Origin of the sequence: Flagellimonas sp., assembly GCF_965601775.1 — a bacterium.
GTDB lineage: Bacteria > Bacteroidota > Bacteroidia > Flavobacteriales > Flavobacteriaceae > Flagellimonas.
In genome coordinates this window covers 2,427,999-2,451,358 of the sequence record NZ_OZ271837.1, presented here as the reverse complement: position 1 = coordinate 2,451,358, position 23,360 = coordinate 2,427,999, and the positions used below count along the sequence as shown (strand labels likewise).

The following is a 23,360-nucleotide window of genomic DNA, read 5'->3' as shown; positions in this document are numbered from 1 at the left end:
AATAAAAGCCGCTCAACAGAGTGGCTTTTTTCGTTTAGCGGAGTACCAACTTTCGGATGAGCTCTTGTCCCAAAGCCTCATTCAACATAGCGATGATTTTGGTTTTTCCCAAACTGAGTTCTTCCCGTAAAACGGATGAGGACAGGGCAACATATAAGGTGTCTCCTTTTAGTTCTACCCCATTTGTGTAATTGTTCACCCCATTACCCATCAGTTCTTCCCAAGCCCTTCGGGCGTCAACCTTATCCATCCCTTTTTGGAGCTTACTTTCTTTAATAAATTCCTGAAGCGCTTCGTTTAAAGGAAGATAAGAGTTTTGTCGTTTGGCCATTTATAGTTGGATTGAAATGGGTTGAAATCGAGTGTAAAAATAACGAATGCCCTCCTCGTTCTGAGTGACGAAGGACAAGGAATCCAGCACCTTTAGTTTTTCTTGCCACTCACTTAGGGTATTCTTGTAATGTATCGAATACTCTTGGTTCACTAGAATGAGTTCAAAGGGTTCCTCATCTTCAGAGGTAATGAAGGTGCCATCCAATCTAGGTTGAACCTTTTTTCGCATCCCCTTTCCATTCTCAAACTGAATATAGTCCACCATGGTATTGGCTTTATATTCTTTGACCTGACCATTTGGGAATTCCACTTTTTGTATTTCCCAATACCCATTCAAATGGTGTAAATCCTCTTTGCTGACTTTCTTATCGGCACAAGAAAAAAACAGAAAAAAGGAGAGTATGAAAAGGTATCGCTTCATTCTACAAGGTAAAAATTTTATAGCTCTGTTGCATACTGCTTACCACTTTTTCCGTTCTATCAGCATGGGTATCGCTAATGAACAGCTGACCAAAACTCTCATTGTCCACCAAGGCCACAATCTGCCCAACGCGATTTTCATCTAACTTATCAAAAATATCATCCAAAAGGAGAATAGGGGTGGTACCCGCCTGTTTTTTGATGAAATGAAACTGCGCCAATTTTAGGGCAATTAAAAACGATTTTTGCTGCCCTTGACTTCCAAACTTCTTAATAGGATGTCCCTCTATGGTAAAACTCAGGTCATCTTTATGAATACCAACACTGGTGTATTGCAGAGCTCTATCTTTTTCAATAGAATTCTCAAGCAGTGCTTTTAAAGAAGTATTGGTTAATTGACTTTCGTAAGCCAAACCTATTTTCTCTGAAGCCTTTTCTGAGATATGTTCATACTGCTCGTGAAAAATAGGTAGAAAAGCTTTGATAAACACCTCTCTCTTGGTATGGATATCGGTTCCCAAGGTATGTAACTGTTCATTGTAAATGCTCAGCGTATCTTGATCAAAAGTCTGATTGGCCACAAAGTACTTCAACAGGGAATTTCTTTGGGACAGGACCTTATTGTATTTGATAAGGCTTTGAAGATACGTTTTATCGGACTGGGATATCACGCCATCCATAAACTTTCTTCGGGTTTCACTCCCTTCAATAATCAAATCACGGTCCGCGGGTGAAATAATCACCAGGGGCAAGAAACCAATATGTTCAGAAAATTTTTCATAGGCCTTTCCGTTGCGTTTGATTACTTTTTTTAACCCTTTTTTGTAGCCGCAAGTGATTTTTTCATTCCTGCCCTCTTTTTCAAATTCCCCTTCAATCATGAAAAAATCCGCCTCGTATTTGATGTTTTGTGTGGACACGGGATTGAAGTAGCTTTTGCCAAAAGAAAGGTGGTAAATGGCATCAAGGATATTAGTTTTACCCATCCCGTTATTTCCCACCAAACAGTTGATGACAGGGTCAAATTCCAAATTAATGGAATCAAAATTTTTATAATTGACTAAGGATAAGTGTTTTAAAAACATAATATGCAGGTCTCCCTTGCGAAAAGCGTAAGGGTTGAAACCAATTAAAGATTCCAAAAATAACGAATAAATAGCCTTTCGATTTTGGATAAAAACTTTATTTTTGCGCGATTAATAAAACAAAGAATGGCTACATATAAGAAGCGGGGCTTTAAGCCGAAGAATAAAGTAGAGGAAGTCAGGATAGATGAGGACAGTACGACCGCAGAAGTTTTTAGCACCTTGGATGAAAGTGCTTCAAGAACCGAAGCATGGGTACGCAAAAATCAGAGCTACATTTTAGGTGCGATTGGTATCGTTGCCATATCGGTTTTAGCCTTTTTGGGATATAACGAGTTTATCCAAAAGCCCAAAGAAGCTTCTGCAGCCAATGAATTGTTTTATCCACAACAGTATTTTGACCAAGCATTAACCAATGAAACGGAAAGGGATTCCTTGTTCGGTTTGGCATTGAACGGTGCACAAGGAAAATATGGTTTCTTGGATATCATGGAAGAGTATAAGGGTACAAAGGCGGCTAATCTGGCCAAGTATTCGGCAGGAATGGCCTATTTGAATTTACAACAGTACCAAGAGGCCATTTCCTATTTGGAGGATTTCTCTTCCGATGACGCCATTTTGGGTGCTATGGCCAAAGGGGGTATTGGAGATGCTTTTGCACAACTCAGTCAAAAGGAGGATGCTTTAGATTATTATGAAAAAGCATTCAACCATGACAACAACGATTATACTACACCTCGTTTTTTGTACAAAGCAGGAGTAATTGCCCTGGATTTGGGACAAAAAGACAAAGCCCTTGGTTATTTTGAGCGTATCAAAAATGACTTTTCATCCTCTCAAGAGGCGCTCAACATTGATGTGGTTATAGGCTTGTCACAGAACTAAGTAAATATGGCAACGGAGAACAAAAATTTATCCGCCTACAATAAAAACGAAATCCCGAATGCATCAAAATTGCGATTCGGGATTGTTGTTTCTGAATGGAATGAGGAAATCACTGAAGGGCTATATTCCGGCGCAGTAGAAGCGTTGGTTGACTGTGGGGCTAAAGAGGAAAATATTCTTCGTTGGAATGTTCCCGGGAGCTTTGAACTCACTTTTGGAGCCAAAAAAATGCTTCAGACCCAGAAAGTTGATGCCGTAATTGCCATTGGTAGTGTAATTCGTGGAGAGACAAGTCATTTCGATTTTGTCTGCAGCGCAGCAGCACAGGGTATCAAGGATTTGAATGTTGCCTTTGGGGTTCCTACCATCTTTTGCGTTTTGACCGATAACAACCTCCAACAAGCCATTGACCGCAGCGGAGGAAAACACGGAAACAAGGGCACCGAAGCGGCGATTGCTGCCATTAAGATGGCAGTCTTGGGTGAATAGAACAGCGGTTTACTTCCAAACTTCCAAGTTTAAGGAGTTTTCCCATTATTCTTGTATTTGAACTTACCGAAACTGTTAACATTTTTTGGGACGCCTGTCTTAAGCAATACTTCCATTTTGAGTACCTTTGATATATGCGATTCAGTTTATTCAAACAAACAAAAAATAATAAGTTCAATTACACACCTCGGTATTACGATGAGCGTAAAGAGAGACTGGACGCATTAAGGAAAAAGTATCAAAATCTTCCGGATAATACCAAATTTGCCGAAGGCGGTAGGCGAAAGATAAATTTTCGCGAAGAATGGAATTCCCGGAAAGATTTCAAGCCCGCTGGAAATAATGCAGGTCGCTTTTTTGTAATTCTTGCTATCCTGTGCGCGTGCGTTTACTTTATTATTCGATACTACGGGCTCGAATACCTTTTCTTTAATGGCTGATATCATTAAACTTTTACCGGACCATGTTGCGAATCAGATTGCAGCGGGGGAAGTTGTCCAACGTCCTGCTTCTGTGGTGAAAGAACTGTTGGAAAATGCAATTGATGCAGGAGCCACTATAATCAAACTGATTGTAAAAGATGGTGGTAAAACCCTGATTCAGGTTGTTGACAACGGGATTGGTATGAGCGAGACTGATGCCCGACTTTCTTTTGAGCGACACGCCACCTCCAAAATTTCAGATGCGCAAGATCTTTTCAATTTGCGAACCAAGGGATTCCGTGGAGAAGCTTTGGCATCCATTGCAGCCATTGCCCATGTGGATATGCAAACTCGGAAGGAAAGTTCCGATGTGGGCACTCATATCAAGATTGAGGGAAGTAAGGTTATGTTTCAAGAGGTGGTTGCTACTCCATCAGGCACCTCTATTTCTGTGAAAAATTTATTTTTCAATATTCCGGCTAGACGCAATTTTTTAAAATCACATCAGGTGGAGCTACGCCATATTATGGACGAGTTTCACAGAGTGGCTTTGGTACATCCCAAGATTGCATTCCATTTGTATAATAATGGGTCTGAGATATTCAATCTTCCAGTCACATCGTTTCGAAAACGAATTGTCAATGTTTTTGGCAGCAAGATGGATGAACGTCTGGTTCCAGTGCACGAGGAGACGGAAGTGGTCCAAATTTCTGGTTTTGTGTGCAAACCTGAATTCGCCAAAAAAAGCAGGGGGGAACAATTTTTTTTCGCGAACGACCGCTTCATAAAAAGCCCTTATTTGCATCATGCGGTAGTGAATGCGTTTGAAGGATTGATTAAGCCGGATACCTATCCAGGATACTTTCTATACTTGCAGGTTGACCCGAAATCCATTGATATCAATATTCACCCAACCAAAACCGAGGTGAAGTTTGATGATGAACATACACTGTACGCTATATTAAGGTCCTCGGTGAAGCATAGTTTGGGACAATTTAGTGTGGCTCCCGTTCTGGACTTTGATCGGGATTCCAATTTGGATACCCCGTATGCCTTTGAAAATAAGACAGCCATTTTACCCAAGGTGACTGTGGATTCTTCCTTTAATCCCTTTGATAATGTAGTCGCAAAGACTAAAGGGGATTCTTCCTACCAAAAGCAAAGTGCCAAGGGTTGGGAAAACCTGTATGAAGGGTTGGATACTTTAAATCCAGAGAAGGATTTTTCAAGCTTTGAAATTGAATCAGAAACGGCCGTCCAATCCTCATTATATGCTGAAGAGGACTTGACCCAGGAAACGGGGGTTACTTTTCAATTGCAACGAAAATATGTGGTGAGTACTGTAAAATCAGGACTTTTGGTCATTCACCAGAATCGTGCTCACCAAAGGGTGCTTTTTGAAAAGTTTTTGGGAGAAATAACCGTGGAAAAGGGATTGGGACAACAACTTTTGTTTCCCTTGGAGGTCCATTTTACAGCTCAGGAACGGGCAATTCTTGAGGAGATTCAGGACAGTTTAAATAATGTGGGGTTTCAATTTGAAGATTTAGCAAAAGAAACTGTAAAAGTGACAGCTGTACCGGCCATGATATCGGAAAGTAAGATTGGCACGGTATTGGACTTATTAATCGCGGACTTCAAAGAAGGATTTAGGAATGAAGGGGTGTCACAGGCAGAACTATTGGCTCAGGGCCTAGCCAAAAACTTAGCCATTAAATCAGGAGAAGTATTAAACGAAGAATCGCAAATGGCTTTGTTGCATGATTTGTTTGCTTGTAAGGAACCTACTTTGAGCCCAAAACTAAAAAAAACATATACCATTATCTCCGAAGGAGATGTAGAAAAAAAATTGCTTTAAATGGGTAGATTGACGCAGGCGGTTAAGCACCTTTTAATCATAAATGTCATTTTGTTTTTTGCCACTCAAATATATGGTGATTTACTTTACCAATGGCTGTCTTTATGGTTTCCAGAGAACACCAATTTTCAATGGTGGCAAGTGATTAGCCACATGTTCATGCATGGCGGACTTATGCATATTGTGTTTAATATGTATGCACTTTGGGCCTTTGGTACTCCTTTGGAGCGTGTATGGGGCCGGAATAAGTTCTTGTTTTTCTATTTTTCAGCGGGCCTTGGGTCAGCTCTCTTGCATAGCGGTGTCAACTATTATATGTTCAACGAGGGAATGCAGGCTTTGGTAAATTCCGGCATGACAGAGAACCAAGTACTGGACATCATATCCCAAGGGAAATACAGTACGGATTGGTACAGCGTCGCTTCTCGAAGTACAATAGACAATTTTCTAAGTGCGTACAACACTCCGGCTGTTGGGGCTTCTGGGGCCATCTATGGAATATTGGTGGCTTTTGCCTTTATGTATTCGGAAGCTAAATTGATGTTAATATTTTTGCCAGTGCCCATAAAAGCAAAGTATTTTGTTCCCTTGTTGTTGGCAGCCGACTTGATTTTTGGTATTGGAAATATAAACACAGGGGTTGCCCACTTTGCACATATTGGAGGGGCTTTGATTGGATTTATCATGATGTGGTATTGGAAAAAGAATCAGTTTAATCAAAATCGTTGGGATTAAAATGGCACAGGGAGGATTGCAATACAATTTTGCTCGACTGAATATTGCAGAAAAGCTTATCGTGGCCAATGTGCTTGTCTTTATTTTGGATGGCTTGGCATTAGCCCTTTTGGGTGCATCAGTATCCGAATGGTTCCATTTACCTAAGATATTGGGAGAATTTTTGGGTCAGCCCTGGTCCTTGGTAACCTACTCCTTTTTTCATGCAGGATTGGGGCATATTTTTTGGAATATGTTGATGCTCTATTTTACCGGACGTATATTTTTAAATTTATTTGATAATCAAAGGTTTTTAGCTGTATACTTTCTGGGAGTAATTGTAGGCGGATTAGTGTTCCTTTTGAGCTACAACATCTTTCCCACTTTGTTGAATACCAATACGGCCTTGATAGGAGCATCTGCAGGAGTTACCGCGGTTTTGATTTTTATCTGTGCATATATACCCAATCAAGAAGTACGAATAATTTTCTTCAACGTGAAGTTATGGTACGTTGGAGCTTTCTTTGTTTTGATTGATTTGATACAAATACCCTATGGAGGTAATGTTGGAGGTAGGTTAGCCCATTTGGGAGGTGCCCTTTTAGGTTATGTCTATGCGAGACAATTATTAAATGGAAAGGATATTGGAGCTGGTTTCACCAGCATGTTGAATGGACTAGGCAATCTGTTTAAAAGGAGAGAAAAAAAGGGACCCCTAAAAACTGTATATAAAAAGGGCAAAAACAAAAAAGCCGGTTTTGATTACGATAAGGAAGCAAGACAGCGAAAAGTGGATGCCATTTTGGATAAAATAAGTAAATCTGGGTACGAAAGCCTGTCCAAAGCCGAAAAGGATTTTTTATTCAAGGCAGGTAAGGAAGATTAGACCAAATGACCTCTTTATCATATGAACAAGTTTTTGTTCTTTGTTAATATACTTTTTTCAGGACTACTGTTGGTCCTGTCGCTTTTTTTCTATTTCGAGATACGGAGTTTTCCTGTGTTTTCTGTTTTTAGTCTATTTGTACCCTTATTATTTTTAATAAACCTTTTCTTTTTGATATTCTGGTTGATAAAGAAATCCAGAAAATTAGTATTGTCCTTGGGATGTCTTTTTCTGGCATACGTTTTCTTCGGTTCTTTTTATGCGATGTTCAACGATGAAAGAGAAAAGAAACCAAAGGATTTAGCTATACTGACGTTTAACGTTAGGGGATTTAACAAGTATGGGTGGATTAAGGAAAATGGTATTGATGATAAAATTTTGGAACTTGTAAAAGGTGAAAATCCAGATATATTATGTATTCAAGAGCATAGTAGGGAACGTAGGAATCAATTCGTACAGTTTCCGTATAAGACTTTAACGCCTTATGTAGAATCTAATCCAAAAAGTAATCAGGCAATTTTTTCAAAGTATCCTATTGTGTCATGGGGGTCTCTCGATTTACCAAAGACCAAGAATAATATTATCTACGCCGATGTTTTGATTGATATGGACACTATTCGTGTGTACAATATTCATTTAGAGTCTTTCAGAATTGCGCCATCGAAGAATACCTTTTCTGAAAAAGAAACCGAGAAAAATTACAAAAGACTGATAACTACTTTTGATAAACAATTGGAACAAGTTGAGATTTTTGAAAACCATAGAAAATCATGTCCTTACGCCTATCTAGTTTGCGGAGATATGAACAACACGCAATTTTCCAATGTATACAAACGACTTCGCGGAGACTTGCAAGATACCTTTTTCGAACAAGGATCTGGTTTTGGGAAAACCTACAGTTTGTTTGGTTTACCTATTCGAATCGACTACGTGTTGCCCGACCCATCTTTTGAGGTAATAGAGCATAAAAATTATAATGTAAAACTATCTGACCATTTTCCAATTAAAGCGACTTTACGTCGGAAAACCAATCCATAAGCAATCGACAGTATCGGCGATAATATGAATAATAAGCGCCAATCCCAAAATCCGGGTTTTCGGAAAAAAAGGTAGTAGAGCATAGATTATGATGGCCCATACACTGTGCAAAGGATGAAATCCAATACTACATCGGTTAGCATCAAAAATTGGAGTGGCCCATAAATGGTCAAGGTCAATCAAAATACCGGATAATAGAATTAAGGTCATTTTGAGCTGATCTTTTTTGAAAAAACCAAATCCAATAATAATCGGAACAATAAAGTGAATTCCGTAATGTGAAATAAAGCGAAGCATTATAGAAATTCTAAGGATTGGTTCATAAGGTAATCTACGGTATTGGGCCCTTCATTGAACAATAAATCCAAAACACTAAGATTGGCTATGAACCCATGTCGTTCCTCAAATACCTGCTCATACTTAGGCAAAGAAAACTCAAAGGGTTTCTTGGCATCGACCAAATGCCTCGCATCATTCAAATTAGTCGGCTGAATCTCATACTTTGAAGTGCTCTTAAACTCTTTTTCTATGCCCAAACATCCCAAAATCGTGTGGATAGTTCTTAGATTAAAGGTGAAGAGTCGCTCCTCCGTTTTTTCATATAAAGGCTTTATATCATCTTCATAAAACTCAAAATAAGGGGAGGTACGGTAAGCCGTTTCCAGCGTTCTCCAATGTTGTTTTTGCCAAGGTGTGGTTTGGTCCAAAACTACATCGGCGTATAGTTGTCTTCCCTGATTGGAGCCGACATGCTTTATAGGAATGTTCATCATGTGCTTACCTTGATCCGTGCAGATATAGCATCTATTGCGATAGGTTTGCTTTTGAAAGTTATCAAATGCCTCCCATATAATCTCATTCTGGACAATTACCGCAAAAGTGGCAATACTGGGAAAATATGTGGGATGCAGTAGTACGCTCAAGTATTTTTCTTCTTCTTTCGCTTTCTAAAAAAGTCAAAAACAAACCACCCGATAACAACCGCTAGGAAATACCAACGATACGAAACGGGTTCTCCACTACCACCAACCGTGGTAAAGATACGCTCTCCTCTAGGCTTCCAATTGAAAATACCGTCATTGAAGTTATCAAAACTCATCCAAAGGAATACCGGTTTTCCAACGATATGGTCTGCTGGGACATATCCCCAGGCTCTACTATCTTCAGAATGATCGCGATTGTCCCCCATCATCCAATAGTAGTCTTGCTTAAACGTATAGGAATCCGCAACTTCTCCATTGATGTAAACCGTATTTCCGTCCACTTTGACATCATTGAACTCATAATCCCGAATAATCTTTTTATACAACGGAATGGTTTTATAATCAATTTTGACGGTAGCTCCGCGTTCAGGAAGATAAATGGGTCCGAAATTGTCACTGTTCCATGGATAGAAATTAGGTTTTTGAGGGAAGGAACCACCATAAACTCCTTTCTTTTCATTGGTTCTTACCACCGAATCTATGGCCGGATTGGCTCGCAATTGTTGCACCATCTCATCCGTCATGTTGGCAATACGTGAAAGAGGTTTTTCCTCCGTCAAGGCCAAACGCAATTCTCTTATAACCTCTGTCGATAATCCTTTTTCTTGCGTAATGATTTCGTAAGTCCCACTTTGATTTTTATACGCCCCTAAAATGTAGGGTCTTAGCGCTTCATATTGACCTGGATTTAGGGCATTGGTCAAATATTTACGGGTATAGTCGGCAGCATCAACCTCCGCTAAATACCTGCTGGACACTCCTTTTTTACTGTAAATGATATAATCGTACATGACTTTGGCCCGGTCAGAGAGCTGTAGCTGTTTGCCATTAATGTGCACGAATCCATCAATCACCTGCAAAGAATCCCCAGGTGTACCTACACAGCGTTTTACATAGTTCGATTTTTTATCAATAGGTTTTTTTACTGCTTTTTCGGCTCTAAAAAATTGATATAATGTATCGGAAGGCAAGCTAAAAACTACTATATCATTCTTTTTTATTTCTTGGAATCCTGGTAGCCTTAAATACGGTAATTGCAGTTTGTTAATCCATGATTTTTTATAGGTTTCGGGGTTCACATCGGCCAAATAAGACCTTTTTTTCAACCCTGGAATGGTATCGTGAACCATGGGAGCGGCCAAGGTGGTCATGGGCACTCGCGCTCCATAATGAAATTTACTTACAAACAGGAAATCGCCAATACGCAGTGTGCGTTCCAGAGACCCGGTAGGAATGACATAAGGCTGAATAAAATAGGTATGGACAAAGGTGGCAGCCACAATGGCAAAAACTATGGAACTCACCCATTCACCAAGTCCGGTTCTTGGCTTAAGACTGCGGTCAGAGATATAGGTGACATCCTCTACGTAATTAATATAAAAGATGTAAAAACCTAGAGTCAGAATTACTAACCAGGTGTCCCAGATTTTGTTTTTTCCAAAACTGCGTATGGTCTCCACCCAAACTACTGGGAACATCAATAGGTTAATGATGGGAATAAACAACAGCAAAACCCACCACCAAGGTCTATTGATAATTTTCATCAAAATAACGCCATTGTAAATGGGAATGGCAGCTTCCCAAGCTTTTCTACCCGCCTTGACATAGAGTCTCCAAGTGCCCAAGAAATGAATGACTTGGATTATCAGAATAAAAATCAACCACTGTGTTCCGTTCATAAACTACTTTGTTTCTTAGACCTCATTTGCTCAAAAATGTTACTGATTTAAGACAAATTAAGCACATCTTTCATTGTAAACACTCCTTTTTTGCCCACTAACCATTCTGCGGCCAGGATAGCTCCCAATGCAAACCCCTTTCTATTATGTGCAGTATGTTTAATTTCAATACTGTCCACCGAACTACTATATTCAATACTATGGGTCCCTGGAACACTTCCCTCTCTTTTTGAATGGATAGGAATTGTATTCTCTCCCGCTTTATCCAGTTTCCAATTGGTATATGATGAGTTCGCTGTGATGCCTTCAGCAAGAGTGATGGCCGTTCCACTTGGGGCATCAAGTTTTTGGGTATGATGAATCTCCTCCATGGATACCTCATATTGGTCTAGGGCAGCCATCATTTTGGCCAATTGTGCATTCAATTCAAAAAATATGTTGACACCCAAGCTAAAGTTCGAAGCATAGATAAAACCGGTTTCGTTGGCATTGCATATGGAAACCGCCTGGTCAAAGTTGTCCAACCAACCTGTAGTACCAGATATTACTGGAATTCCATGCTCAAAACATGTGGTTATATTTTTAAAAGCGGCATCTGGGGTACTAAAATCAATGGCAATGTCAAAGGCGGAGTAATCAATTTCCCGTTCTCCTAAATCGATTTTTGCTGTAATTTCATGACCCCTCTCAATGGAAAGGCTTTCAATCATTTTACCCATTTTTCCGTAACCAAACAATCCAATCCTCATACTTTAAAATTTAAAAACCAAAGCCATTCCATAATTGGGTTCGTTGGTAACAGGGTTTAGTTCCAAATAGGGTTCAAAATCAAAACTCAACTGGGTGCTGACGTTATATTGGGCTAAATGTGCAGTCACATTCGCTTCTATTATGTTTAAGGAATACCATACAATGGTCAAGACTAGCCATAAGTCTCGTGTTCGTTGTACACTTTCCTGAACATTTTCAAGAGATTCGTCTGATACATCAGGACCTTCACCATCAAAGTTTACATCAAAGAATTCATCATCAGTAAAGCCTGCCTGCCTTCTTTTAAAGGCCTCCCTAGCTCTTTGAAGCTCGTCGTTATTAAAGGTATATAGGCCTACTCCTGTTGCCAGACCTCCATAAATCACAGGTATTTTCCACCAGGCTCCTTTTTTGTTGTAGAGTTGGCCTAATCCCGGTAAAACAGCTGAATAAAAAGCGGCTTTGCTGGGTGCAAGTGGATTTATTTTTTCCTTTTGATAGCTTACTTCTTGGATAACAACCCCTTGGTCTTCCAATTCCTGAGCTAGGGAATCTACGGCTGTAGGAGGCAATTCTGTTTCATTTTCATTTTCACCTTCCTGGGTAAAGACAAGGTTACAGGAGAAAATAAAAAGGAATAACAAGAGAGGAATTCTAATCACCTGTCAAAAGTTTTCGTAAGCGCTGAAATTCTTCTTTGGAATGAAAAGGAATTACAATTTTCCCTTTGCCGTTGGCAGATGTACTTATGTCCACTTTTGTAGAAAGACGTTCTTTAAGGCTTTCAATGCCTTTGGTTATATATCCGGGTGTTTCCGTAGAAGTTTTGGACTTTTTATTTAGCGCACCATCGTTCTTGGACTCTTGGTACGATTTGACCAATTGTTCCGTTTCCCGAACAGAAAGCCCAGAGGAAACCACACGTTCGTACAGTTCGATTTGGTCCTTTTTCTTTTCGATATTTATCAAAGCCCTACCGTGTCCCATACTGATAAAACCGTCCCGCATTCCTGTTTGGATAATGGGATGCAGTTTTAAAAGTCTAAGGTAGTTGGTTATCGTGGAACGTTTTTTACCCACACGATCACTCAGTTTTTCTTGGGTGACTTGAATTTCGTCAATCAAACGCTGATAGGAAAGCGCAATTTCAATGGGGTCTAAATCCTGACGTTGAATATTTTCCACCAAGGCCATTTCCAAGGATTCCTGGTCATTGGCAATCCGGATATAAGCTGGAATAGTTTTTAATCCCACCGTCTTGGAAGCACGAAAACGCCTTTCTCCGGAAACCAACTGATATTTGTTGAAATCCAGCTTTCGAACTGTAATAGGTTGAATTATACCCAACTCCCTAATGGAACTAGCCAGTTCCTCGAGTGCTTCATCATTAAAGTTGGAACGAGGTTGAAATGGATTAACCTCTATAGCTTCTAGGTCTAGCTCTACAACATTGCCAATAACCTTGTCCGCATTTTTATCCGAAACCGACTGGATGTCATTTTCAGGGTCTTTTAAAAGAGCGGACAGGCCTCTACCCAAAGCCTGTTTTTTGGTTGCTTTCGCCATCTAAACTTTTTCCTTGTTTTTCTTTAAAATTTCGTTGGCCAAGTTGAGGTAATTGGTGGCCCCTTTGCTACTGGCGTCATACTTAATAATACTTTCACCATAACTGGGTGCTTCGCTCAACCTGACATTTCTTTGTATTATGGTATCAAAGACCATGTCCGCAAAGTGCTTTTTAACCTCCTCAACAACTTGATTGGACAACCGCAATCTGGAATCATACATGGTCAACAACATACCTTCAATATCCAAATCGTTGTTATGTATTTTTTGAACACTTTTGACCGTATTCAATAGTTTGCCCAGACCTTCCAAAGCAAAATATTCACATTGAATTGGTATCATGACTGAATCAGCCGCGGTCAATGCATTTAAAGTAAGAAGTCCTAGGGAAGGAGCACAGTCAATGAGAATATAGTCATATCGGTCTCCAAGACTTTTGAGAGCCTCCTTCAGCATGTATTCCCGATTGTCCTTATCAACCAATTCGATTTCAATCGCAACCAAATCGATGTGAGCGGGAATAAGGTCCACATTGGGAGAGTCCGTTTCAATAATCACGTCATTCACACCCAAAGTATGTTCCAAAAGCTGATAGGTTCCTTTCTCCACACTATCCACATCAATCCCTAATCCAGAGGTTGCGTTGGCTTGAGGGTCTGCATCAATCAACAACACTTTCTTTTCAAGTACACCTAGGGACGCGGCCAAATTTACCGTAGTAGTGGTTTTGCCTACGCCACCTTTCTGGTTGGCAATAGCAATGATTTTGCCCATTTCATAGTAAGTTAGGGGCTAAAAATACGATTATTTGCGATGCCAAAAAATGTATTTTGTTAACAGAGCGTGGATAACCTTAACATTAGAGGTTAAAGAAAGTTAAAGTTTTAATTATAAGATGGTTAAGTGGATTTAATCCATCAAAATATTTAAGATTTCTATGGCTGCTTCGCTGATTTTCGTTCCTGGCCCAAAAACCGCTACCGCACCACTTTCAAACAAACTGTTATAATCCTGTTTCGGAATAACTCCACCAACTATTACGGCAATATCTTCGCGTCCATAATTGGCCAATTCCTTAATCACGGCAGGAACCAAGGTTTTATGCCCACCTGCCAAGGAAGAAACACCTAAAATATGGACATCGTTTTCAACCGCTTGTTTGGCAACTTCCGCCGGGGTTTGGAAAAGAGGTCCAATATCCACATCAAAACCTAAGTCGGCATATCCGGTTGCCACCACTTTGGCCCCTCTATCATGACCATCCTGGCCCATTTTTGCAATCATGATACGAGGCCGCCTACCTTCTCTTTCAGCGAATGCATCAGCCATAGTTTTGGCTTTTTCAAAACTTGCATCGTTCTTGATTTCCTTAGAGTACACGCCTGTAAAAGATTGTATTTTTGCTCGATACCTTCCGTAAGCTGCTTCCATGGCGTCACTTATTTCGCCAAGGGAAGCCCTACTTCGAGCAGCTTCAACCGCTAAAGCTAATAAATTATCACGCTCAGAATCTTGGTTCATTGCTTTTTTGGACGCTATTGTAATTTTTTCAAGAATTTTTTGGACCGAGGAATTATCTCGGGTCGATTTTATTTGTTCCAAGCGTTCAATTTGCTGTTTACGAACCATGGCATTGTCCACCTCCAATATCTGAAGGTCATCCTCGTCTTCCAATTGGTATTTGTTTACCCCGAGAATGGTATCTTGACCGCTATCAATTCTAGCCTGCTTTTTGGCTGCGGCTTCCTCAATGCGTTTTTTGGGAATGCCAGCCTCAATGGCTTGGGTCATTCCTCCCAATTTTTCAACCTCTTGAATCAATTCCCAGGCTTCATCGGCAATCTCCTGGGTTAATTTTTCAACCAAATGGCTTCCAGCCCAAGGGTCTACCGTTTTGGTAATATGGGTTTCCTGTTGTAGGTAAATCTGTGTATTTCGCGCGATTCGTGCAGAAAAATCCGTAGGAAGCGCTATGGCTTCATCCAAAGCATTGGTATGCAGGCTTTGGGTGCCTCCAAATACCGCTGCCATAGCCTCAATGGTGGTTCGTGCCACATTATTGAAAGGGTCTTGTTCTGTTAAGCTCCATCCACTTGTTTGGCTATGGGTACGAAGCATCAAAGACTTCGGGTTTTCAGGTTTAAATTCTTTTACCAGTTTGGCCCAAAGCATGCGACCCGCCCTCATTTTGGCAATCTCAGTAAAATGATTCATGCCAATTCCCCAGAAGAAAGATAGTCTGGGAGCAAAGTCATCAATTTTGAGTCCAGCTTTAATACCAGTTTTAATGTATTCAATTCCATCAGCTAACGTATAGGCCAACTCCATGGCCGCAGGCGCACCAGCCTCGTGCATGTGATATCCTGAAATACTAATACTGTTGAACTTGGGCATATGTTGGCTGGTGAACTCAAAAATATCAGCAACAATTTGCATGGATGGCATGGGAGGGTAGATATAGGTATTTCGTACCATAAACTCTTTCAAAATATCATTCTGAATGGTCCCAGCCAGTTTTTCCATGGATACCCCTTGTTCTTCAGCAGCCACAATGTAGAACGCCATAACGGGTAAAACAGCTCCGTTCATGGTCATGGATACTGACATCTTATCCAAAGGAATGCCATCAAATAGTATTTTCATATCCTCTACGGAGTCAATGGCCACACCCGCTTTTCCAACATCGCCAACCACCCGTTCGTTGTCACTATCATAACCGCGGTGGGTAGGAAGGTCAAAAGCTACCGAAAGTCCTTTTTGACCGGCCTTCAAGTTTCTTCGGTAAAAAGCATTGCTTTCTTCTGCTGTAGAAAATCCTGCATACTGTCGAATGGTCCAGGGTCGCCTCACATACATGGTGGAGTAGGGGCCACGTAAAAAGGGCGGCATACCCGCAGCGAAATTCTGATGATAGAGTTCCTGAGAGTTAGAAGCAGTTTTTTTATTAAGGGCTAGCTGTTGAAGGTCTTTTCTACTCATCATCCAATCTTTTTTGTTCCAATTCCTCTGCCCATCTTTTTTCAATGATGGGAACTATTTGGGTTTTTTCCGACCGCTTTTTCATGAAAGGATAGAGTTCCAGATCATCTTTCATTCGGTCTTTCGGATTTTGATATTTGTTGGTGCCAACCAAAGTGGTTTTACCTTCATCGAAAAGGTCTTGCTCCTTTGCCGCACTTTCTTTTATTTTCTGTTGAATTTTCCCTTTATATAGTGAGTCCAAAAAACCTCCTGAGGCCTCAATTTGTTTGAATAAGGCCAGTGCCTTTTCAGCCAATTGTTGGGTGAGCGATTCGATGTAGTATGCTCCTTCCGTGGCTCGGGAAGCTTCCTCAAAATAGCTTTCCTCCTTCAGCAGTACCAATTGATTTCTGGCAATTCGCTCGGCAAACTCATTGTCTTTGTGATAAAGTGCATCGTAGGGTACATTGCAAACCGTATCAGCTCCCCCCAATATAGCCGACATAGATTCAGAAGTGCTTCTCAGCATATTGACATTATAGTCATATAGGGTTTTATTCCTTTTTGAGGGAATGGCAAGTATATGGCACATTTTGTCTATTCCATAGGCAGATGCTAAGGTTGACCAAAGCCAACGCAAAGCTTTGATTTTAGCTATTTCAAAGAAATAGTTGCCGCCAACGGCCACTTTAAAAATAGGTTTTGGAAAATTGGATTGGAATTTGTTCAAATATTCGTTGGCATGTGCAAGGCCGTACGCCAATTGTTGTACCATATCGGCACCAGCATTTTGATACAAGGATATATCAACTACTAAAGTGGCTATATTGCTTCCTGTTGATGTTTGTTTTACAAGTTCCCCCAGAATTGCTTCATCTTCTTTTTGGGAGTGGTGCCAATTGCCAGTTCTAACTAAATTTCCGATTGGGTCTATATGAAAGTACACTTGGGCTTCCTTATCCTTTACAAAGGAAAATAAAGTTTTAAGAGGCTCAATGGCTAAAAACTCAAAGTTGAAATGGACTGGAACCGTGGCTAAATCAATTCCCTTCAATAAACCAACAAGGTCAATTTTGGGGTCGGGGATGGTGAAAATCAGAGTTTCCACTCCCTTTTTCAAAATGTCGTGAGCTTTTAAGTTGGCTTTTGAAACATCACCAGCATAAATGATTTGCGCAACACACCATTTTTTTTGTCCATAGCTGGGAATAGTTTTATCCAAATCCTCAGCATGATAAAAGGGCTTTACTTTAATGCCTTCAGGAGATTCCCATACCAAGGTTTCGTTGTAATCTGCTCCCTTAAGATCATACTGTATTTTTTGTTTCCATTGCTTAGCGGAAACTTGTGGAAATTCATCAAACAAACCGGATTTACTCATTTTTCTTGATCTTTAGGCTGTCCTCATATTCAATTAAAAAAATCTCCTCGTTTTCCTTTTTCATATAGTATTTCTCTCTAGCAAACTTTTCCAATTCGCTGGAGTCCGAGAGTTTTTCAAGTACCTCTTGGTCCTTGGCAATTTCCCCTTTCAAAAACTCCTTCTGTTTTTCCAGCTTTTTGATTTCTTTTCTTAACTCCAAATGAATCAACAAAGAGTTGGTATCAAAAAAAGCCATCCAAATCACAAAAATGGTCAAGACCAAGACATACATGTTGGTCATTATTTTGAACCATTTTTTTTGTCTAAGTTCCTTGAGTCCCATTTAGTGCAACTTATCATTAATAATGGTTCGTACCATATCGACCGCAACGGTGTTGTAATGGTTGTTGGGTATGATAAGGTCTGCAAATTCTTTTGAGGGCTCAATGAACTGCTCATGCATAGGCTTTACCGCATTTTGGTACCTGTAGAGTACCTTTTCCAAATCATGACCTCGCTCTCGTATATCCCGTTGTAATCTTCGAATCAATCTTTCATCCGAATCTGCATGCACATAAATCTTTATATCGAACATCTCCCGCAATTTGGGATTGCTCAAGACCAAAATGCCTTCAACAATCATCACCTTTCTTGGATGGACGGAAATTGTTTCTTCCAAACGGGTTTCCTCTACAAAGGAATAAATAGGCTTTTCAATGGTTTCCCCCTGTCGAAGCAGTTCCAAATGCTTAATCAATAAATCAAAGTCGATGGAATTGGGATGGTCAAAATTTACCTGTCCCCTTTCTTCTTTGCTCAAATCGGATAGGTCATTGTAATACGAATCTTGGGAAATGACACCCACTTCATTTTCGGGTAGTTCTTCCACAATTTGATTGACCACGGTGGTTTTTCCACTCCCAGTACCTCCGGCAATTCCTATAATGAGCATTGATAAAATTTTGATATCAAAAGTAAACATTTGATATGTTTTTCATCCATCGATACGCTTTGCATAGGTAGGATTTGTTTTTGAACAAACACATGACACCTGTCATAGAATGGAAAAGAATGTGCACTTAGATTTGCATTGGATTACCCCTTAAACCGTATCTTTAACTAAATAACAAAAGGCCATCTATTTCATGGAAGAATCCTATTCCATCATGGTAAATGAAGACCATGAATTTCAGCTCACCCAAGAAGATATTGTCCAATTAGATGTTTTACAGACTTCAAAAAACACTTTCCATATTTTAAAGAATGGGCAGTCCTATCATATCGAATTGATAAACCGCAATTTTAATGATTTACAATATATAGTGAAGGTAAACGGTGCTGAATATACGACGTCGGTCAAAACGCCTTTACTTCACTTAATAGACAAAATGGGATTCGCTGCCAATGGGGCGAAAAATATATCCTCAATTGAAGCCCCAATGCCGGGACTTATTTTGGATATCATGGTAAAAGAGGGACAGGAAGTGAATGAAAACGACCCACTTCTCATTTTGGAAGCAATGAAAATGGAGAATAGCATTGCATCTCCTAGAAACGGCGTGGTCAAAAAAATATCGGTGAACCAAGGGGAGGCAGTCGATAAGAAACAAATATTATTAACCTTCGAATAAGATTCCATGAAAAAAATATTGGTAGCCAATCGCGGAGAAATTGCCTTGCGGGTAATGCGAACTGCGAAGAAAATGGGAATCAGAACTGTGGCGGTATTTTCTGAAGTAGATCGCAACGCGCCACATGTGCGTTTTGCTGATGAAGCGGTATGCATAGGGCCGGCACCTTCCAATCAATCCTATTTAGTCGGGGATAAAATTATTGAGGTGGCCAAAAAACTTAACGTTGATGGCATCCATCCCGGATACGGTTTTTTGAGTGAAAATGCAGACTTTGCGGAAGCGGTAGAAAAGAACGGTATCACATTCATTGGACCTAAATCCAAAGCCATCCGCATTATGGGGAGTAAGCTAGAAGCGAAGGAAGCAGTTAAGGATTATAATATTCCCATGGTCCCTGGTATTGATGAGGCGATTACAGATGTGAAAGAAGCCAAGAAAATTGCTTCCGAAATCGGATATCCGATTTTGATTAAAGCTTCCGCTGGAGGAGGAGGAAAAGGAATGCGGATTGTGGATGACGAAGCGAATTTCGAATCGCAAATGGAAAGGGCCATTAGTGAAGCAACCTCGGCTTTTGGGGATGGTTCCGTGTTTTTGGAGAAATATGTGACCTCGCCAAGGCATATTGAAATCCAGGTGATGGCAGATACACATGGAAACGTGCTTCATTTCTTTGAGAGGGAATGTAGTATCCAACGAAGGCACCAAAAGGTGGTGGAAGAAGCCCCTTCATCGCTATTGACTCCAGAATTGCGGAATGCCGTGGGGGAAGCAGCAACCAAGGTTGCCAAGGCCTGTGATTATGTAGGAGCGGGTACGGTTGAGTTTTTAATGGATGCCGATATGAATTTCTACTTCCTGGAAATGAATACCCGTTTACAGGTGGAGCATCCAGTAACGGAATTGATTACAGGAGTAGACTTGGTGGAACTTCAAATTAAAGTTGCTCGAGGTGAAGAGTTGCCTTTAAAACAAAGCGATTTATCCATTACGGGACATGCTATGGAACTCCGGGTGTATGCTGAGGACCCATTGAATGACTTTCTGCCTAGCGTTGGACAGTTGGAAACCTACAGATTGCCCGAAGGAGAGGGAGTTCGTGTGGATAATGGGTTTGAAGAAGGTATGGATGTGCCGATTTATTATGACCCCATGCTTTCCAAATTGATTACCTATGGTAAAACCCGGGAAGAATCTATCGAGTTGATTTTAAAAGCTATTGAAGACTATAAAATAAAGGGAGTACAGACCACTTTACCTTTCGGGACCTTCGTTTTTGAGCATGAAGCCTTCCGGTCGGGGAACTTTGATACCCATTTTGTGAAAAACTATTATTCCCCAGAGGCAATAAAAGAAAAAAGCGCAGACGAGGCCGAAGTTGCGGCCATGATTGCTCTAAAATTATATTTCGAAGACCAAAAAACAGTCCAACTTCCAACAAACTAAAACCTATGGATTCCAAATTAAGGACCCTTAAAGAACGAATTGACCAAGCCCATTTAGGAGGTGGTGAGAAGCGTATAGAAAAACAACATGCCAAGAAAAAATTAACGGCCAGGGAACGAATCCAATACTTATTGGATGAAGGTTCTTTTGAAGAGATGGGTATTTTGGTAACCCATAGAACCACGGATTTTGGAATGGATAAGGAAATCTACTTTGGAGATGGGGTGGTAACTGGGTATGGTACTATAAATGGAAGATTGGTCTATGTCTATGCTCAAGATTTTACCGTATTTGGTGGCGCATTGTCGGAAACCCATGCGGAGAAAATCTGCAAGGTGATGGATTTGGCCATGAAGGTAGGAGCACCGGTCATTGGATTGAACGATTCCGGAGGTGCACGAATTCAGGAAGGAGTGAAATCTTTGGGGGGGTACGCCGATATCTTTTATCGAAACGTTCAGGCTTCCGGAGTAATTCCTCAAATTTCTGCTATTATGGGACCTTGTGCTGGTGGAGCGGTGTACTCCCCGGCTATGACGGATTTTATCATCATGGTAGAAGAGACCAGCTATATGTTTGTGACGGGACCCAATGTTGTAAAAACCGTTACCAATGAGGAAGTGAGTTCAGAAGAGTTAGGTGGCGCCAGCACCCATGCGGTGAAGTCCGGCGTGGCACATAAGACTTCCAGTAATGATGCCGCTTGCTTGGATGATATCAAAAAACTATTGGATTACCTTCCACAGAGCAATAAGGAGATTCCCAAGCACAAGCCCTATGAGTTAGGGGATGAAATACGTGAGGAACTCTCCAAAATTGTTCCAGATAATCCGAACAAACCATACGACATGCATGATATCATAAATGGTATCATAGACGAGGATTCCTTTTATGAAATTCACAAGGATTATGCGGAAAATATCATAGTTGGTTTTGCCCGGTTGGGAGGTAGAAGTGTAGGAATCATTGCCAATCAACCCATGTTTTTAGCAGGTGTACTTGGGGTAAAGAGCTCCCAAAAAGCGGCTCGATTTACTAGGTTCTGTGATGCATTCAATATCCCTTTATTGGTTTTGGTTGATGTGCCAGGATTCCTTCCGGGAACTGACCAAGAATGGAATGGAATTATTATGCATGGAGCAAAACTCTTATATGCCCTTAGCGAGGCAACCGTGCCTCGTGTAACCGTCATTACCAGAAAGGCATATGGCGGTGCCTACGATGTGATGAACTCCAAGCACATTGGTGCTGATTTTAATTTTGCATGGCCCACCGCAGAAATTGCCGTAATGGGTGCAAAAGGTGCCAGTGAAATCATATTTAGGCGAGAGATTGCCGCGGCAGATAACCCAGAGGCGAAATTGAAGGAAAAAGAAGCCGAGTATGCGGATAAGTTTGCCAATCCCTACCGTGCGGCAAGAAGAGGTTTTATTGATGAGGTAATCCTTCCCAAAAATACGCGTAGAAAGCTGTTAAAAGCATTTGCTATGTTGGAGAAAAAAGAAGTGCAAACTCCTAAGAAAAAGCACGGGAATATTCCGCTATAATCCGATAAGTGGAAAGTTGTTATTAACTTAAGTTAAATACTTACTAGAAAGGATACATGGTCTTTCAAGGTTGACTAATTTTGCCCAATGCAAAAAGAAAACCAGAAACCAAGTTTTGAATTCATGGCCTTAATGGCGGCGCTTATGTCGATTGTAGCGCTGTCCATTGATACTTTATTGCCCGCAATTCCAAATATTGGTGAAACCATAAACAGTTTTGACCCAACGGAGAATCAGAAGTTGATAACCATGATTTTCTTAGGATTGGGCTTGGGCCAGTTGTTTTTTGGCCCCCTTTCTGATTCCTATGGAAGGAAGCCAGTGGTTTATCTGGGGATGGTGGTTTTTGCCATCGCTAGTTTTATATGTCTTTGGGCTCCGAATTTGGAATGGATGATTGTAGGTCGGATACTTCAAGGCATTGGACTTTCTGTTGCCCGAAGTATTGCTATTTCCATTATTCGAGATACTTATAGCGGTGATCTCATGGCTCGCGTAATGTCTTTTGTCACTGCCTTTTTTATTTTGGTGCCCGTAGTGGCTCCGTCTATAGGGAAAATCATCTTGGATGTTTCAAATTGGCAGGCTATTTTTTACGTGCAGTTGGTATGCACATTGCTAGTTGGGTTATGGTTTTGGAGACGTCAACCTGAAACCCTGAAACCTGAATATAAAATTCCATTTACAAGACATGTTTTTATTGATGGACTGAAGGAGTTTATGCGCTATAAAGAAACGGTTGCTTTTACCTTGGCTTCTGGATTTATAACGGGAGCTTTTTTGGTGTATTTGAGTGCTTCACAACATATTTTTGAGGATTTATATGGTCTTAAGGATTCCTTTCCCTACATTTTTGCGGGTCTATCCATTTCTATAGGTGTTTCAACATTTTCAAACGGCACCTTGGTCTTACGCTATGGCATGTGGAAACTTTCCTATATGGCTTTACTCGCTTTTTGCGCGGTTGCTTTATTATTCGTTTTACTTTTTTGGCAGACTGGAAATCCTAGCGTTCTTGTGCTTATCGTCTTTTTATTCCTTCAATTCTTTTGCTTGGGTTTCATGTGGGGAAACTTTCGGTCCATTGCGATGCAGCCCATAGGGCATATCGCGGGAATAGGTGCAGCAATTAACGGGTTTATTTCCACTGTAATTGCAATTCCCATAGCAACCTTCATAGGGAGTTATGTGGAGGATGAGGTACTTCCCCTTTTTCTGGGATTGGCCATTTGCGGACTTATTTCCGTAGCTATCTTTTGGATGGCGAAAAGGTCCCGGAAACTTGCGACAGCAAAATAGGA

At 40.6% G+C, this 23,360-nt stretch carries 24 protein-coding genes; 10 read left to right on the top strand and 14 right to left on the bottom strand.

Features of this window, described 5'->3' with window-relative positions; all coding sequences use genetic code 11:
* Nucleotides 1-34: 34 nt before the first annotated feature.
* Genes ACSLUF_RS11230 through recF form a run of 3 tightly spaced genes read right to left on the bottom strand, consistent with a single transcriptional unit; the run spans nt 35 to nt 1,838 of the window.
* Entirely contained in the window at nt 35-331 is a 297-nt protein-coding gene (locus ACSLUF_RS11230) for a DUF721 domain-containing protein (RefSeq protein ID WP_435622877.1), read from the bottom strand.
* The gene (locus tag ACSLUF_RS11225; protein ID WP_435622876.1) at nt 332-754 is read right to left on the bottom strand and encodes a lipocalin family protein; all 423 of its coding nucleotides are present in this window, start codon (nt 752-754) and stop codon (nt 332-334) included.
* Between the two features lies 1 nt (nt 755).
* Complete coding sequence (gene recF / locus ACSLUF_RS11220; protein ID WP_435622875.1) at nt 756-1,838, bottom strand: DNA replication/repair protein RecF; 1,083 nt, start codon at nt 1,836-1,838, stop codon at nt 756-758.
* Nucleotides 1,839-1,964: 126 nt separating this feature from the next.
* Between recF and ACSLUF_RS11215 the strand changes: the two genes are divergently transcribed.
* The 6 genes from ACSLUF_RS11215 to ACSLUF_RS11190 all read left to right on the top strand — a co-directional run bounded on the left by ACSLUF_RS11215 (nt 1,965) and on the right by ACSLUF_RS11190 (nt 8,130).
* Nucleotides 1,965-2,723, top strand: a complete 759-nt coding sequence (locus ACSLUF_RS11215; protein ID WP_435622874.1) for a tetratricopeptide repeat protein — start codon at nt 1,965-1,967, stop codon at nt 2,721-2,723.
* Between the two features lie 6 nt (nt 2,724-2,729).
* Nucleotides 2,730-3,212, top strand: coding sequence for a 6,7-dimethyl-8-ribityllumazine synthase (gene ribH, locus ACSLUF_RS11210; RefSeq protein ID WP_435622873.1), 483 nt, complete (start codon nt 2,730-2,732; stop codon nt 3,210-3,212).
* Nucleotides 3,213-3,644: 432 nt separating this feature from the next.
* Nucleotides 3,645-5,492 carry a DNA mismatch repair endonuclease MutL gene (mutL, locus tag ACSLUF_RS11205; RefSeq protein WP_435622872.1) on the top strand — a complete coding sequence of 616 codons (1,848 nt, stop codon included), beginning with the start codon at nt 3,645-3,647 and terminating at the stop codon, nt 5,490-5,492.
* Nucleotides 5,493-6,227 carry a rhomboid family intramembrane serine protease gene (locus tag ACSLUF_RS11200; protein ID WP_435622871.1) on the top strand — a complete coding sequence of 245 codons (735 nt, stop codon included), beginning with the start codon at nt 5,493-5,495 and terminating at the stop codon, nt 6,225-6,227.
* Between the two features lies 1 nt (nt 6,228).
* A complete protein-coding gene (locus tag ACSLUF_RS11195) occupies nt 6,229-7,092 on the top strand; it encodes a rhomboid family intramembrane serine protease (RefSeq protein ID WP_435622870.1) in 864 nt (287 codons plus the stop codon).
* Nucleotides 7,093-7,263: 171 nt separating this feature from the next.
* A complete protein-coding gene (locus ACSLUF_RS11190; protein WP_435622869.1) occupies nt 7,264-8,130 on the top strand; it encodes an endonuclease/exonuclease/phosphatase family protein in 867 nt (288 codons plus the stop codon).
* Here ACSLUF_RS11190 and ACSLUF_RS11185 read toward each other — a convergent pair.
* The 11 genes from ACSLUF_RS11185 to udk all read right to left on the bottom strand — a co-directional run bounded on the left by ACSLUF_RS11185 (nt 8,107) and on the right by udk (nt 18,384).
* Nucleotides 8,107-8,427, bottom strand: coding sequence for a DUF6122 family protein (locus tag ACSLUF_RS11185; RefSeq protein WP_435622868.1), 321 nt, complete (start codon nt 8,425-8,427; stop codon nt 8,107-8,109). The genes ACSLUF_RS11190 and ACSLUF_RS11185 overlap by 24 nt on opposite strands.
* A complete protein-coding gene (locus ACSLUF_RS11180) occupies nt 8,427-9,053 on the bottom strand; it encodes a WbqC family protein (RefSeq protein WP_435622867.1) in 627 nt (208 codons plus the stop codon). Before ACSLUF_RS11180 ends, ACSLUF_RS11185 begins: the two co-directional genes overlap by 1 nt.
* Nucleotides 9,050-10,792, bottom strand: a complete 1,743-nt coding sequence (gene lepB, locus ACSLUF_RS11175; protein WP_435622866.1) for a signal peptidase I — start codon at nt 10,790-10,792, stop codon at nt 9,050-9,052. Before lepB ends, ACSLUF_RS11180 begins: the two co-directional genes overlap by 4 nt.
* A 47-nt stretch (nt 10,793-10,839) precedes the next feature.
* A complete protein-coding gene (dapB, locus tag ACSLUF_RS11170) occupies nt 10,840-11,541 on the bottom strand; it encodes a 4-hydroxy-tetrahydrodipicolinate reductase (protein WP_435622865.1) in 702 nt (233 codons plus the stop codon).
* 3 nt (nt 11,542-11,544) lie between these two features.
* Complete coding sequence (locus tag ACSLUF_RS11165) at nt 11,545-12,204, bottom strand: DUF5683 domain-containing protein (RefSeq protein ID WP_435622864.1); 660 nt, start codon at nt 12,202-12,204, stop codon at nt 11,545-11,547.
* Nucleotides 12,197-13,108 (bottom strand): ParB/RepB/Spo0J family partition protein, encoded by a 912-nt coding sequence (locus ACSLUF_RS11160; protein WP_435622863.1) that lies wholly within the window; start codon nt 13,106-13,108, stop codon nt 12,197-12,199. The genes ACSLUF_RS11165 and ACSLUF_RS11160 overlap by 8 nt, the downstream gene beginning before the upstream one ends.
* Nucleotides 13,109-13,882 (bottom strand): ParA family protein, encoded by a 774-nt coding sequence (locus ACSLUF_RS11155; RefSeq protein ID WP_435622862.1) that lies wholly within the window; start codon nt 13,880-13,882, stop codon nt 13,109-13,111. It lies immediately after the preceding gene.
* A gap of 135 nt (nt 13,883-14,017) precedes the next feature.
* A complete protein-coding gene (scpA, locus tag ACSLUF_RS11150) occupies nt 14,018-16,087 on the bottom strand; it encodes a methylmalonyl-CoA mutase (RefSeq protein WP_435625834.1) in 2,070 nt (689 codons plus the stop codon).
* The gene (locus ACSLUF_RS11145) at nt 16,080-17,450 is read right to left on the bottom strand and encodes a methylmalonyl-CoA mutase subunit beta (protein ID WP_435622861.1); all 1,371 of its coding nucleotides are present in this window, start codon (nt 17,448-17,450) and stop codon (nt 16,080-16,082) included. Before ACSLUF_RS11145 ends, scpA begins: the two co-directional genes overlap by 8 nt.
* Entirely contained in the window at nt 17,443-17,775 is a 333-nt protein-coding gene (locus ACSLUF_RS11140; protein WP_435622860.1) for an FtsB family cell division protein, read from the bottom strand. Before ACSLUF_RS11140 ends, ACSLUF_RS11145 begins: the two co-directional genes overlap by 8 nt.
* A complete protein-coding gene (gene udk, locus ACSLUF_RS11135) occupies nt 17,776-18,384 on the bottom strand; it encodes a uridine kinase (protein WP_435622859.1) in 609 nt (202 codons plus the stop codon).
* Between the two features lie 193 nt (nt 18,385-18,577).
* Here udk and ACSLUF_RS11130 point away from each other — a divergent pair, with 193 nt between their 5' ends.
* The 4 genes from ACSLUF_RS11130 (at nt 18,578) to ACSLUF_RS11115 (ending at nt 23,358) form a co-directional block, all read left to right on the top strand.
* On the top strand, nt 18,578-19,063 hold the full coding sequence (locus ACSLUF_RS11130; protein ID WP_435622858.1) for an acetyl-CoA carboxylase biotin carboxyl carrier protein subunit: 486 nt from the start codon (nt 18,578-18,580) through the stop codon (nt 19,061-19,063).
* Between the two features lie 6 nt (nt 19,064-19,069).
* Entirely contained in the window at nt 19,070-20,512 is a 1,443-nt protein-coding gene (gene accC, locus ACSLUF_RS11125; protein ID WP_435622857.1) for an acetyl-CoA carboxylase biotin carboxylase subunit, read from the top strand.
* A 5-nt stretch (nt 20,513-20,517) separates the two neighbouring features.
* On the top strand, nt 20,518-22,059 hold the full coding sequence (locus tag ACSLUF_RS11120; protein WP_435622856.1) for an acyl-CoA carboxylase subunit beta: 1,542 nt from the start codon (nt 20,518-20,520) through the stop codon (nt 22,057-22,059).
* An 87-nt stretch (nt 22,060-22,146) separates the two neighbouring features.
* A complete protein-coding gene (locus tag ACSLUF_RS11115) occupies nt 22,147-23,358 on the top strand; it encodes a multidrug effflux MFS transporter (RefSeq protein ID WP_435622855.1) in 1,212 nt (403 codons plus the stop codon).
* Nucleotides 23,359-23,360: the final 2 nt, after the last annotated feature.